This window comes from Desulfovibrio intestinivivus, from assembly GCF_053570665.1.
In genome coordinates this window covers 2,459,370-2,473,795 of record NZ_JBRBQT010000001.1, presented here as the reverse complement: position 1 = coordinate 2,473,795, position 14,426 = coordinate 2,459,370, and the positions used below count along the sequence as shown (strand labels likewise).

5 protein-coding genes are annotated in these 14,426 nt (G+C 56.3%); all 5 read right to left on the bottom strand.

Translation table 11 applies throughout. The features are described from left to right. Positions 1 to 70: 70 nt before the first annotated feature. The 5 genes from ACUZ9P_RS10635 to ACUZ9P_RS10615 are packed head-to-tail and all read right to left on the bottom strand — an operon-like array spanning position 71 to position 14,357. Positions 71 to 1,786, bottom strand: a complete 1,716-nt coding sequence (locus tag ACUZ9P_RS10635) for an ABC transporter ATP-binding protein (protein ID WP_449249688.1) — start codon at positions 1,784 to 1,786, stop codon at positions 71 to 73. After that, complete coding sequence (locus tag ACUZ9P_RS10630; protein WP_449249687.1) at positions 1,783 to 3,576, bottom strand: ABC transporter ATP-binding protein; 1,794 nt, start codon at positions 3,574 to 3,576, stop codon at positions 1,783 to 1,785. The genes ACUZ9P_RS10635 and ACUZ9P_RS10630 overlap by 4 nt, the downstream gene beginning before the upstream one ends. Beyond that, on the bottom strand, positions 3,576 to 4,901 hold the full coding sequence (gene ccrA / locus ACUZ9P_RS10625) for a crotonyl-CoA carboxylase/reductase (protein WP_449249686.1): 1,326 nt from the start codon (positions 4,899 to 4,901) through the stop codon (positions 3,576 to 3,578). The genes ACUZ9P_RS10630 and ccrA overlap by 1 nt, the downstream gene beginning before the upstream one ends. Before the next feature lie 11 nt (positions 4,902 to 4,912). Next, a complete protein-coding gene (locus ACUZ9P_RS10620; RefSeq protein ID WP_449249685.1) occupies positions 4,913 to 5,659 on the bottom strand; it encodes a thioesterase II family protein in 747 nt (248 codons plus the stop codon). Continuing rightward, positions 5,652 to 14,357: an amino acid adenylation domain-containing protein gene (locus ACUZ9P_RS10615; protein ID WP_449249684.1), complete on the bottom strand. Its 8,706-nt coding sequence runs from the start codon at positions 14,355 to 14,357 to the stop codon at positions 5,652 to 5,654. The genes ACUZ9P_RS10620 and ACUZ9P_RS10615 overlap by 8 nt, the downstream gene beginning before the upstream one ends. Positions 14,358 to 14,426 lie beyond the last annotated feature (69 nt).

Below are 14,426 nucleotides of genomic sequence, written 5' to 3'. Positions count from 1 at the left end.
GCACGACGCAGAAACAAATATTCCTGAACCATCAATATGAAAACCGCAAAAACATATTCTGCGCAAAGAACTACCCTCCTTCATTCTGCACTTCCCACATTTTTGCGTACAATCCCGCTGCGTTCATCAGTTCAACATGGGTTCCGCGCTCAACTATGGCACCTTTGTCCATCACAAAAATGCAATCTGCATCCTGAATGGTCCAAAGGCGGTGTGCAATCACAAGTGTGGTTTTCTCCCGGCAAAGATTGGCGAGGGCTTGCTGCACCGCTGTTTCATTTTCCAGATCAAGACTTGCCGTTGCTTCATCCAGAATAAGAACAGGCGCATCTTTCAGAATGGCCCTGGCAATGGCCAACCGCTGACGTTCCCCGCCTGAAAGCGCGACATCTCCGCTTTCAAGTAGGGTCTCATACCCAAGAGGCAGTTGCACCACACGCTCATGGATGCAGGCAGCCTTGGCGACCTCAATCACCTTGTCCATTGAAGCTTCAGGACGCCCAAGACGGATATTATCCGCAACAGTCATGGGGAACAGAACCACATCCTGCAACACCATGCTCACTGTTTCCTGCAATGTGCGTTCATCCATATCCCGCAAATCCACATTGCCTATGCGAATAGCCCCGCCTTTGACGTCCCACAAACGGGCCGTCAGCGCTGCGAGTGTACTTTTTCCAGACCCAGATGGCCCCACCAGGGCGGCCATTTTACCATTGCCTACCTGAAGTGAAGCATTATGAATGACATCCGCACCGCCATAGCTGAATATCACGTGCGACACGTCAATGCCGCCATCCTGCGGCTGTTGTCCCTGGTGCGTTTGCGGCATGATCGGTTCATCCATAACATCTCGGATACGTTGAATGATTGTGCCAACAAAACGCATTTCCGCCAGATATGGACCAAATTCATTGATTGCCATGCCCAGGCGCAGCGTCAGCAAAATCACCACAAAAAACGTTGCGGGGCTGCCCCCTTGCGCAGCAAATTGCAGACTTGCCACACCAATAGACACTGCGGCTCCGATAAAGATGACCAGGCTAAACAGCAGTAATGCGGGGGCAGGCGCCACCTCTGTTTTCATGGATTGGTCGCGGTAGTCGCGCAGGGATTGCAGTGCAGTTTCGGCACGTTGCTCCAGAGGATCGAAAAAACGCAGATCCCTTGCACCTGTAATGACCTCAAGCACATTCACAGAGGCCTCTTGCCGCGCTTTGGCAACCTTGGCTGCGGCCCTGTCCAGCAATCGATACGCCAGGGGCACACTCAGCATGGCGCAAGGCAGCGCCAGCAACAGCACCACCGCACTGGCCCAGTTGAGCCAGAGCAGCAGCAACCACAACAGTACGGGAAAGGCTGTTCCAGCCACCACGCAGCCCCAAACCAGGGTTACTATGTCTTGATACATGCTGAACTGCGCGGTTATCAGTTCGGCCCAGGCCCCGTCCCTTTGCAACAGCACCCGGCCCAAAGGCAATTTTGCAAGATGGTTGGCCAAGCCGATTCTGGCATGCGAAACCATCGCGTATGTTGCGTCAAAATTGGCGCACAAAGCCTTAACCTTTGCCATGAGTCCCAGCAGAAAACCCACAATCCCCAGTGCCGCAACGGCTACCGCAGCAGCAAGCGTGTTTCCCCCTTCCAGCACATATGGCAAGGCAAACGCTGCCAAAAACCAGGGCAAGGCTTCGGCGCAGGCCCCCAGAGCGCCAAAAACAATGCCCTGCATCATTTTATCATCTCGATGCTCTGTCAGATCAAAACCCAGATATTCCCGAATCATGCCACCTCTCCCCTGGCTCGTTCCATGCCGAGCCTCCATGCGCTTGAACGCGTCTGCAACTGCCAAAGATTCTGATATACCGCCGAAGAGGCCAGCAACTCTCCATGCGTTCCCTGTTTTTCAAGGGAACCGTTCACAACAACAAGTGTGGCATGGGCGTTCTCTATCTCGTTAAGACGGTGGGAGATGGCAAAAACTGTTTTGTCAGTCATCAGACGCTTCAGACTGCGCGTAATATCCTTTGCGGCAAGAGGATCAAGATGGGCGGTCGCTTCATCCAAAATCAGGATGGGCGCATTTTTCAGAAATGCCCGGGCAATGGCGATGCGCTGCTGTTCACCGCCTGAAAGTCCCAGCCCTTTATCCCCCACTGGCGTGTCCAGCCCCAGGGGCATATATTTCAGCATTTCAGCGCAACCAGCAGCCTCAATGGCATTTGCAAGTTCGCTTTCTGTTGCGTCAGGCTTGGCAAGCAGCACATTCTCTCGGATCGTGCCGTGAAACAAAAAGGCATCCTGAAAAACAATGCTCACAAGTTTCTGAAACTGGAGGATTGGGAGATCACGGATATCCTGCCCACCAATGAGAATACGGCCCTGCGAAACATCATCAAGACGCGCCAGAAGTCTGGCCAGTGTTGTTTTTCCTGACCCGGATGGACCCGTAACGGTTGTAATGCGGCCTTGCGGCAGGGTGAAGTTGATGTTCCGGAGTATGGAAACCTCCTCTCCGGAACCAGATGCAATGCTGTAGGACACATTTTCAAAAACAACTTCTGCACCAGTCACAGGTTTATACGCGGGGGGGTCGGCAAAGGCCGGCAGCGCCATCATATCCCGTATGTGGGCGGCTGCGGCCTGCAAAAGGCGAAGTGCGGTAAGGCTCATGACCACCTTGGTAAGCGGAAGTAGCATAATTCCGCTGATGGCCGTTGCAAAAACAAGGTCAGCCGTGCCAAGCGAGCCGTATTCGTGGAGCAGCAGAGCGCATGGCAGAATAACGAGCAAGGGTGACGTCATGGCAAGGCCAAACAACGAATACGGCACGGCGCAGGCTCGGGTTACCTCGCCCGCCAGCTTGCCGATGGCAAAGATGCTGTCGGTCACTTCATTGAGAGAGCTTGCCTGCCGGTTAAAGGCCCGCAATGTGGCAAGCCCCCTGACATAAAATAGAAGCGCCGACGATGCCCGCCCGTCTGCCTGCACCCAGCGCACGAACATCTCGGGAGAAGCCTTGGCGATGCGCACCTGCGCCCATGCGCCCAAGGCCAGCATGCTGCACGAGACCATGGCAAGCCGCCAGTCTGCCCAGAGCAGCAGCACGGCGCATATCAGGAACATAAACACGCCAGCAATGGCATCTGGAATGGTGTGGGCCAAAATACCGTTGAGGCGACCCACTTCATCCATGGCGGCACGGCTCAGCTGAGCGCTTTTTCCTTCAACGGCAGCGGGCATGACAGTTTTCATGTGGTCTATCAGACGGCAACGCAGCCGGCATTCTGAACGGAATCCGGCCAGATGCCCAAGAATGGTTACGGCCCCCTGTATGGCAAAGCGCAGCAGTATTGCGCCCAGGATTCCCCCGGTCAGCCAGAGCGCCCTGTCTGTTCCGGCCATGTTCTCAAATGCCTCCCTGGCAATGACCCAAATGAGGACAAAGGGCACAATTTCAAGCGCCGCAGCCAGGCAGGCAAGCAGCAGGGTAAGCAGCAGCTTGCCCCTGTCTGGCAGCGCAGCCTGCCAGTATACATAGAGTGGGCTTTTCCCTGTTTCCTTAACCTGTTCCATCATGCATCCTTTTTGCGGAAAATTCTGAACTGCCGCTCACCGATTTCATTACGAAGAACCATATCTTCAATGCCTTCGTCAGCGGTACTGGCGTTGCACAGGATTGCTATTTTTCCCACATGGTCGCTGTTCAGCATTGCAACGGCATCATCAAAGCGTTCCAGCGGAAAGGCGCTGCTCAGTTCTGGCATAATCACGCCACGGCAGATCAGGTCGTTTGCCCGCGCGGCCTCATTCCACGAAGCGCAGTGCGAACCAATGATACGTTTGCCATACATCCACAGGTATCTGTTATCGTAAAGATGCTCGTAACCCGTTGTTGACCCGCAGGTCACAATGCGCCCCCGGTTGGCCGCCACCAGAACGCTGGCGTAAAAGGTTGCGCGCCCGGGATGTTCAAAAACCACATCTGGCGCCCGCCCCTGGTTTGCCTGCAAAACATCCCGGCGAAAGCGAACCAGCCTGCGCATGTTTGGGGTACCGTCCGCGTTCACAAAGTTGTTTTCCGCATTGGGCCGCACAATCACCGCCGTGCAGCCGAGAGCGCGCACAAGTTCGGCCTTCTCCTCCGTTGAGACAATGCCGATGGGCGTTGCGCCAGCCCGCAACGCGTACTGTACCGCCATGCTGCCTATGCCGCCGCTGGCCCCCCAAACAAGAACGCTTTCGCCAATCTTGATCTGGGCGCCGTTGGGAGAAACCAGCATACGGTACACGGTGGAATTTCCTCCGGTCAGCACTGCGGCTTCTGCCCATGAAAGATGTTTGGGTTTGGGAAGCACCTGCGTGGCGCGTATGAGGCAATAGTCCGCAAAAGCGCCAAAATTGGTTTCATAGCCCCAAATGCGGCTTTTTTCATCGTACAGGTAATCCTCAATGGCCTGTGGGGATTGGTGATCAAAAACCACGGGGAAAACCACAATATTATCGCCGGGCTGGCAGTTTTTTACGCCATCCCCAACGCTGACAACAACGCCAGCCCCATCGCTGCCCATGATTTGGTAATCCAGGTTGTGGCGCACGGCATCAGGATCAAGCTTGGCGAATCTTCCCAGCCGGTCAAACGTGCTGACAGGGTGTCTGCGCAGCGCCCAAAGAGTATTGTAGTTCATTGCGCCAGCCATAACCTTGACCAGCACCTCGCCTGGACCAGGCTTGGGTACAGGAACGTCATGTTCAACATGGATTGCGGCTCTCAGCCTTTCATCCTCATCCGCAATGGACATTAATTTTTCATCTTCCGCCTTGTAGAGCACCACAGCGCGCATTGTTGCGGGCGCTTCATGGCGGTAAACAGATTGCGTTTCAGCCTGCAAGCTACTCATTCCAGCGCTCCTTAATTCAATTTTTTCAGGCAGTCGAAAGTGCTGGACATCACCAGCTCCGCATGTGTCTGAATAAAAAAATGTCCGCCCGGTATATGCCGCAGTTCCCATGCAGAAGCCGCAAAACGCTTCCACTCGCGCACCACCGGTTGTGGAACCACGGTGTCATCCATTCCCGCAAAGGCCACAATGGGAACATGGATGGAACGCACGGGTTTTGGAGCCCAGTTTTCAAGCAGGGCGTAGTCCGCACGAAGAATGGGCTCGAATATTTCCATAAGTTCCTCATGCTCCATGACTTCGCGCGGGATGCCCCCATTGCTGAAAATGAACGATCTGAACGCATCTGTTGGCAAATCGCTGCACGGAGGCCACCAGTGCTTGTGCGCAGGTTCCGAGGCGCTGATAAAAAGGCACTGCGGCAAAGGCATGTTTTCCTCCTGAAGCCGAATGGCCCATTCAGCGGCAATGGTGCCGCCCATGGAATGCCCGAAAAACGCAAATCGCTGACCCAGCCAGGGGCTGGACGCATGCAGCAGTCCATCCAGTACCGATTCCATGTCCGACAGGAGCGGCTCATTCATGCGCGTGCCGTGCCCGGGCAGCTGCACCCGGCAAATGGCCGTGCCCTGCGGCGCATTTTCCTGCCACTGCCGAAAAACAGCCGCCTGCCCTCCTGCAAAGTGCAAGCAGAAAAGAATCAGGTCATCCGGCTCCGGCAAACGATCAAAGATAAGCCAGGGACTCAACTCAGACATGCTGCGCCTCCCCCGCTGTTTCAAACCAGTCGACAAATTCTCCAAGCCACACCAGAAGCTGTTTGCGCTTCAGGCAGTCGGCGTGTGTTCCGGGTGAGGGAATTTTGTGGAGCAGGCCTGCCCTGTTACGCCAGAACTCAAAACCCTGCCCCTGCCCAACTATTTCCTGACTTTCCACAAAGGCGCTGGGCACGGCGGTTTTTTTATACTCCGCGCCCTCAAGCAGTGCGCACAGGCCGCCAAGGTTTTCCAGCAACTCAGGCGAAGAATGTCCGGCCATACCCAGCACAATTCCTTCCAACATCGAAGCATTGTTGTGTATGCCGGGCGGAAGGGGCATGCAGTCAATCAGAACAAGCCTGTCCACCACGCGCCCCATTTCCTGCAGGTGTTCCGCCACCAGCCAGGCAAGCAGGCCTCCTGCGCAATACCCCGCCACCCGGAGCGGGCCTTGCGGTTGTGCAAGTGAGATATGGCGGCACAACCGCGCAACAGCTGTTTCAAGGGTGTCACTTTTCATGGGCATCACGGATACTGTTTTCACGCTTCCCAGAGGCCAGTAGCGTGCAAAATCATGGAAACTGCTTCCGTCCGTCACCGCATCGCCGAGGCAGAACAGCACTTCTGAAGATGCTGACGAGCGCAGAGTGCCCACATCCGGCAACAAACGCTCGTCCAGACAATTGGCCATTTCGCTCACCACGGGGTGATCAAACACTGTCTGCAAAGGAAGTTTCAGACCGTACCGTTTTTTGACGAGCGCCTCCGCTCTTACCGCGCCAAGAGAATCCGCGCCCAGGGCAAAAACATTGTCCGCAGGGGCAACTGGCACGCCCAGCACCTCTCGCCAGACATCGCAGAGCATTGCCTCGGAAGAAGAATACGAGGAAGTTGAAGAAGGAACGGAGCCCTGCGCACGGGCAACCGCCTGCCCGGCGAGTTCCGCAAGCGCGCGCCGGTCTATTTTTCCATTGGGGGTGAGAGGCATTCGATCAACAACCCTGATGAGCGCGGGCACCATGTACCGGGGAAGTGCTTCCCCAAGCGCCTTTTGCAGAGCCTCCGCAGTTGGTGCGCTGGGCGTGTTGGCTGGAACCACAAAAGCTGCCAGTTGCCCTGCCCCTGCCAGCACAGCCGCGCAGAGCGCCACATCCGGCAGGGCGGCCAGAGCGGCCTCCACATCGCCGAGTTCTATCCGAAATCCACCCACTTTAACCTGAGTGTCCAGACGGCCAAGAAACTCGATAGCTCCATCGGCATGCCTGACGCCCATATCGCCTGTTTTATAGAGCCGTTCTCCGCCTGACGGCGAATGGACGAACCTTGCGGCTGTGAGCTCCGGATTATGCAGATACCCAAGGGCCAACGCTGCGCCGCCGATATAGAGTTCTCCAGCCACATGTTCAGGGCATATACGCATATCCTCATGCCGCACCTGAAAACTCTGCCCGGCAAGGGCCTTGCCGTATGGGATGCTCTGCCAGCCCGGCTGCGGGTCGTCTGGAGCCATTTCGTGGCAGATTGACCAGATGCCAGCCTCTGTGGCTCCTCCCAGGCTCACCATATGCGTTGTCGGAAACTGCTTTGCGCTTTCGGCAGGCAGGCTCACAGGGATGCTGTCGCCGCTCAAAAAGGCCAGTCGCGGTGGTGTTTGGGGTATTTCGCCAGATTCAAGCAGCATCTGCCAGAACATGGGTACGGAATTCCATACAGTGACACCGTGCTGTTCCATGAGCGCCCGCCATACATCAGGACGGCGGATGGTGGATTCACGGAGCATGACAACTCCCCCGCCAGCGGCCCATATACCAAAGAAATCGTACACGGAGAGGTCAAAGGTCAGTGCCGACAGAGCAAGCACCCGATCATGCTCCGTAACGCAAAACCGCCTGTTGATTTCATCAATGGTCACCATGGCGGAGGCATGGCTCATCATGACGCCCTTGGGTACTCCCGTGGTGCCCGATGTAAATATAACGTATGCAAGCGAGCCGGGATCTGTGCGCAACAACGCATCCAGCGCCATATGTTGGCCGCAATTTTCCGCAACGGGATCAAGAACGGGGCAAATGGGCAGGGCATTCCAGTTTGCAGCATCCTCGCCCATCAAGGACACGACGCAAGCGGGCCTTGCTTCGTCAAGCACGGCCTTACGGCGCGGCAACGGCCAATCGGGGTCAATGGGAACATAGGCCGCGCCAGCAAAAAGCACGGCCAGCACCGCCACTGCCTGCTGATGCCCTCTTGGCAAGGCCACGGCCACGAGAGGAATTTCGTGACTCTTTGGAGCAACCAGGGCGGCAATCCTCCCCGCCAGCGTGGCTGCTTCCCTGAAAAGTTCGCCGTAGGTCATCACCCTGTCTGCATCAATAACAGCCGTGCGGTCAGGATATTGAGCGGCATTGCGAACAAAGCCGGCATGCAGCAATTGCGCTTTTTCCTTCAGCGGCAAAGGCTGCTCAACCTTCACCTCGAACTCTGCGGGAACATCGGCTATCCAGGCAGCATCGTCTTTGGCCAGTCGTTCAAGCGTACCGCAATAGGCCGCAAACATGCTGTCTATCATTCCAGCCGGGAACAGTTCTTCCACCACATCCCAGTAAATGCTCAGCGTTCCATCACGGTCATGCACATGATTATCTATCCAGACCTGTGGTGTTTGGCTGATATTAAAAACTTCCCGCCCGAGAGAAGAAAATCCCTCAATGGACGATGCAAAACCTGTATCCGCCTTTTTTGCGAGGCCAAAGGTGCTGGTAAAAACAACAGGCATCCGCACAGACCGTGAGGAAGCTCCGTCACGTATTTTACGGCGCATGACCTCAACGCCGCTGACCTGGCAATATTTCAGCCCGTCAAAAACACGCTGCTGCACAGCCTTGACCTTGTCGGCAAAGGCCATACCCCGGCCTGTTTCGCAACGCACCAGTATACTTGATGTAAACTCGCCAAGCACATTGTTTACAGCGGGATGGAACGGCAGACGGGTGAAGACAGGGGCGTTGACCGTCAAACTGGAAGACCGGCTCCAAAGGCCCAGAACATCAGCATAGGCCGTGAGCAGCACAGAAGAAAATGTTACCCCATGCCGCCCTGCGGCAACTTTGAGAGCTTGCCACAAGTCTGGAGCCATACGGTAGTCGTGACGGGCAAACCTGGGTTTTTCTATGCATTCTGGCTGTTTTGCCAGCGGCAGTTCCGGGGCCGGAGGCAGCAGTTTTGCCTCCGCATCCCAGTAGGCTTCTGCCTGCTGGTAGGCTTCTGTTTTACGGTAACGTTCAAGCGCGGAAATATAGTCACGGAATGAAATTTCTTGCGGAGGCAAGGGGTGATCCGGGTTATGGTACAAAGCCGCCCACTCTGCCAGAAGGATACTGATGCTCCTTCCATCCATCACCACATTGTCCATAAGCACATGCAAACGCCGCATGTTGCCGGAAAGCAACGAAACCTCCACATCAAACAGAGGCCACAGCATAGGATCGTGCACCTTGTGCGAAAGCCTGCCGCGTATGCTCGCCAGCGCATCATTCCGCTCAGCGTCAGTCAGGCCCGTCAGGTCATGCGCCGCAATGCTGAAATCCGGCGCATGTTCAAGTACGCGCTGCAAGCCGTCCTCGCCAATAACGGTTCTCAGGGTGTCGTGCCGGGCTATCAGACGTTGCCAGGCGCTTTGCAGCCGCTCCACATCAAGATTTTCGCAGTCAAATTCTATGTATCCCTGGCAGGCGGTATTGCCCAAGGCCATTTCCTGACGGCGGCCAATCCAGTAGGCCCGCTGCACGTCCGTCAGGCTGAAAGGTTCGTACCGCTTGTGCGGCTCTGGAATAAACAACTCTGCAAGTGAGCTTGTGGTATTGCTCCCCAGTTTCAGGTCAGGCAGCAACTTGGCCGCAATGTTTTCAACAGTGAAATTCTGAAGCAGGCTGCTTGGCGAAATCTTGATATCCAGGTCTTTCTCAAGCCCATCTGTCATCTCTATGAACATCAGGGAGTCCACACCAAGATCAAAGAGGCTTGCAGTGCGGTCAATGGATTCCGCTCCTGTCTTCAGCAGTGAGGCAAAACGCTCTTTAAGCCACGCTTCCAGCATGGAGCGCCGTTCGTTTTCTCCCTTGGCGCTTCGCAGAGATGAAAGGATATGTGACCGCTCCGCAACAGGATTGGCCGTATTGATGCCATGCTCGGAGGGCATGACCGATTGCGCCGCACCCCTGCTGCAAAATCGGGAAAAATAGGCAGGAACGCGCTCCCCGTACTGCCTGAGCAGACGTGACCAGTCGACCTTCATCACCCCCAGATGCGCCGTATCTCTGCCAAGAACAGCGTTCAGCAGGGCCATGCCTTCAGCGGGAGAAAAACCGTATAGCCCGCCGTTGCGCAGGTGGTCGGCCTGGGCAGGATCGGAAACCGTGCCGATGTCCTTCCACGCCCCCCAACTGATGGAAAGCGCGGGCAACCCCTGATTGCGCCGCCAGCGGGCAAGTGCGTCCAGATAGGTATTGGCGGCAACGTAATGGGGCAAGCTGTACGGCGGAGCAATGCTGACCGAGGAGGAAAAGAACACCATCCTGTCCAGCGTCAGCTTGCGCTCCTCGGAAAGGCGGTGGAGATTCCATGCCCCAAGAACCTTTGGAGCCATAATCTGCCAGAAGGCGGGCCAGGGATCGCGTTCATCCGCACCGCTGACGCGCTTGACCACGGCGCAATGGTATACTGCGCGTATTGCGGCCTGTGATTCCAGATGGGCAGCTGCCAGTGCAAGTGCAGAGTAGTCCGTTACGTCGGCCTGAACACAAACTATACTTGCACCCTGTGCGCCGCTTTTTTCTATCTCTGCAATGGCTTGCAGTTCTTCCGGGCCGGGAGCGCGACGGCTGAGCAGTGCTATGCACAGAAAACCCTGGGAAACCAGCTCCCTAGCCAAGGCCATTCCTATGCCGCCCAGACCTCCCACAATAACCTGCCAGCCTGTGGTGTCTGGCGTTTTGCCGCATGGGGGAATATCCGCAATAGCCCGGCGCTCAAGCCTTGGCACCAGCCACTGCCCCCCATCGATGGCGTTGAGTTCTTCAGATTCTCCGCTTTCAAGCAGGTCAAAAAGAGTGCTTATGGTTCCGGCTGACGCATCGGCAAGGTCAAACTGGCGCAGCCCCAGTTCCGGATGGCCCATGGACACAACACGGTTCATTCCCCAATAGGTGGCCTGGGCCGGATGCAGCACAGTGCGCGCGGCCCCCTTGGTCAATGTAGCCCATTGCCATTTTGTTCCGCCCAGTTCTCTGGCGGTAAACAGCGAAAGCAGATGGAGCATTCCACCGCAAAGGCGCTCTTGCTCCGCGCAGTTTGTGCTGTGCGTTGTTTCGCTCAGGGCTCTTGCGTCAAGCACGGTGCAGAGGGCCTGCCTATCTGTCCACTCCCGCAGGTCTGCCACCGTGCATTCTGCCGGAACAAGCGTAAGCGCCAGGCCGCGTTTTTTTGCCTCTGCCGCAAACTGTGGGGCATCTTCATGGGTTGCCAGCAATAGAATTCTGCCCAGTTTAGCACCATTGCCCGTAATATCCCTTGGTTCCCAAACCGTCTGATAGGTGCACCAGGCAGGAAGCACCGCTTCTGCCTTGACGTTATTGTTCAGATACCGGGCCGAAAGCACCCTGTCCGGCAGGGCCGCCTCCGCCTGATCGTCACGCGGCAAAATCTGGATATCGCCAAAGCCGCTGGCAGCGAGCACAGACTCCCATGTTTTATTGGAGGCCATGGGCTGGATGCCACGGACAGCGCAATCCGTGATATCAGGCAGCAAAAGCCCCGTGGTTATCTCACCAAGGAAATTGGCACGGGTTATCTCATACAGAAGCAGCATGCCGCCAGGGCGTAGCAGTGAGGCCGCATGCCTTACGGCAACGCTCAAGTCTTTGGCGGCGTGCAGTACGTTTGCAGCGATGACGATATCATAGATGCCCGTCTCAAACCCCTGAATTTCCGGCTGCTCTTCCATGTTGAACAGACCGGTGCGAAGAAATCCATATTCTGAAAACCGCTGCTTTGCCTGTTTGAGAAACACGGGCGACACATCGGTAAACATGTATGTGGATCTGTCTGGCGGCAACAGAGGCAAGATACGTTCGGCTGTGGCGGCTGTTCCACCGCCTATTTCAAAAATGCGTACAGCCTCTCCCGATGCCGTTTTTTCAAGCCATTCGCGCACATGCTCCCGCACAAGAGCGTTGAAATATACGGAATTGGGCAGCTCGGAATACACCCTGCGCGCTCCGCTCAGGTTGCCTCTGGGCATGAATGTTTCCCGCAGGTCAAGCTGCCCTGTCAGCAGATCGGGCAAGCGTTCCGCAGTGGAAAGAACTACGGATTCCATTGCCCCCCAGGCTTCCCAGACGGGTTGCGTTTCTGCCTCAAGTTCGCTGAATGCCGCTTCCGATATTTGCGCAAGATCATGATAAAAATCCCCATCGCGACGCAGCAGACCTTTTTCGTGCAGGGCCAGAAGCAGCCTTTCTACAAGCTGCGAGAGCTGGAGGGGAATACGCATGGCTTCAAGCGCTTGGGCAACCTTTGCCCTGCTGGGGAATCCCAGCCTGGCAAAGGCCCGTGCCACAGCGCCCGCGCACAGATTCTCCAGCAGAGCCTCACGTTCCACCAACATATGTGGTTCAAGAACATGCCCCGCTGTTGCAGCCATGCGCGCTGCTGCCACCTGCGCGGCCTCTACCGGGTCATGCGGAACATATTCCCGCCGCTGCGCAAGCGCATGGCAGTACGTCGCCCGAGAAAAGGGCGTGAGTGGAATACGCGTAAGCCGTCCGTCTAGCAGGTGAGCCCAGCCTATCTGCTTGCCAGAAGCATAGGCGCTGGCAACATGCTGCAAAAAATGCAGCAGAGCTGCATCCGCATCGGGTGCACCTGTGAGTCGCAATGCCAATGGTTCGACTCCCATGGCCTGACAAAATTTATCCAGCGCATCAGCGCAAAATTTCTGCTGCCCAAGAGCAGTTTCCAGATCCATTGCGGCCTCGGCAGCATACTGTCCAATGGCCTCACGCGCATTGCCAAACTTGTGGCAAAGACTTTGAAGCAGCGTTGCGGCAGGTATTACAGCCTCGATAGCGGTGTTTTCCTGCGCATTCTGCCCAAGGACATTTTTTTGCGGATACGCTGCAAGTGCGGCCACAAGCTCCGCGCGGGATTTACCCACAAAAGCCATACGGTAGGCCCGGTGGCTGCGGCGGCAGGCTGCTGTCCAGCAGGCGTGCAACAGATGGGGGCACTGCGCGGCGCACTGCCGCCATATATCCACCAGCGCATCCAGCGCGCTTTGGGTGTGGGCTGAAAGCGGCAGTATAAACGGCCCATCATCTTCATATTTATTGGGTTCAGCCACTTCTGGCGCAGATTCAAGCACGATGGAAACGTTGGTCCCGCCAAAACCAAAAGCATTGGCCATGGCGTAGCGTGTAGCATTCGTCCAGCGGGTTGCGGTTTTTCTGATAACAAAGGGGGTTTCGTTCAACCGCAAGGCAGGATTGGGCGTGCTAAAATTGGCAATCGGCGGCAACTCCGCCTTTTCAAGAGCCAGCATGGCCACCATGAAACCAGCTATGCCTGCCGCTGCGTCAAGATGCCCAATATTGGCCTTTATAGCGCCAAGTGTGCAGTATTCCCTTTTGGAGGTTTCAAGGGCGCGCGTAAGGGCCTCTATCTCAATGGGGTCTCCTATTGCAGTTGCGGTGCCGTGAGTGGAAATGAATTCTATTTCCTCTGGCAAAACGCAACTTACTCCAAGAGCCTCGGCTACAGCCGCAGCCTCGCCATGAACAGACGGAGCCGTATAGCCCACCTTGCTGGCCCCGTCATTGTTGACGGCGGTTCCGCGCACAATGGCATGGATGGCATCCCCATCCCTGAGCGCCGCATCAAGCGGCTTAAGCAGGATGATCCCTACGCCGTTGCCGTTGACGGTTCCATCTGCCTGCGCGTCAAAAGGACGGCATACGCCGCTGCGCGAAAGAATAAGCCCTTCCCTGTGTCGGTATCCGTCCACCTGAGGCAAGGTTATGGACACCCCGCCAGCCAGCGCCATATCGCATTCGCCCGCAAGCAGGCTCTGGCAGGCCAGGTGTATGGCGGTAAGCGACGAGGAGCAGGCCGTCTGCACCGTAAGGCTGGGGCCTGTGAGATCAAGAAGATTGGAAATACGCGTGGCAAGGTAATCCCTGTCATTGCCAATGGCCATTTGCAGTGCTTCCGTCACGCGGGCGGTTCCCGCGCCAAGGATAGCCGAAGGCAGATAACTGCTGTGGCTGGCAGATGCGTAGACCCCCACGCGGTTTTCGTTGACGCCCGGCGCATAACCAGCACTTTCCAGAGCCTCGTATGCGCATTCGAGAAACTTGCGCTGCTGCGGGTCCATCAACTCCGCCTCATGAGCGCTTATACCAAAAAAACCGGCATCAAAGGCCATTACATCATCAAGACGGCCCATGGCTGTAATGTAGCCATCCACACCGAGGTCGGCATCAGGAACGCCTCCGGCCCTCAAATCCTCAATTGCGGTATCTGTGGTACAATTACGACCAGTCCGCACGGCATCCCAAAAAGCATCGAGCGATACAGCCCCCGGAAAACGCGCCGCTGCTCCGATAACTGCAACGGCATCAGGCCTGTCTTCATTCCACTTGGTCATCCGTCTTCTCCAATTTCTTTGGCGAAAAAGCGCGGTAATGCGCATCCGGCATATGTCTGTGCATGCGCC

Excerpts from the sequence above, each read along its gene's own strand:
- ACUZ9P_RS10630 (WP_449249687.1), bottom strand. The coding sequence starts at position 3,576 with ATGGAACAGGTTAAGGAAACAGGGAAAAGCCCACTCTATGTATACTGG.
- ACUZ9P_RS10620 (WP_449249685.1), bottom strand. The coding sequence starts at position 5,659 with ATGTCTGAGTTGAGTCCCTGGCTTATCTTTGATCGTTTGCCGGAGCCG.
- ACUZ9P_RS10635 (WP_449249688.1), bottom strand. The coding sequence starts at position 1,786 with ATGATTCGGGAATATCTGGGTTTTGATCTGACAGAGCATCGAGATGAT.
- ACUZ9P_RS10615 (WP_449249684.1), bottom strand. The coding sequence starts at position 14,357 with ATGACCAAGTGGAATGAAGACAGGCCTGATGCCGTTGCAGTTATCGGA.
- ccrA (WP_449249686.1), bottom strand. The coding sequence starts at position 4,901 with ATGAGTAGCTTGCAGGCTGAAACGCAATCTGTTTACCGCCATGAAGCG.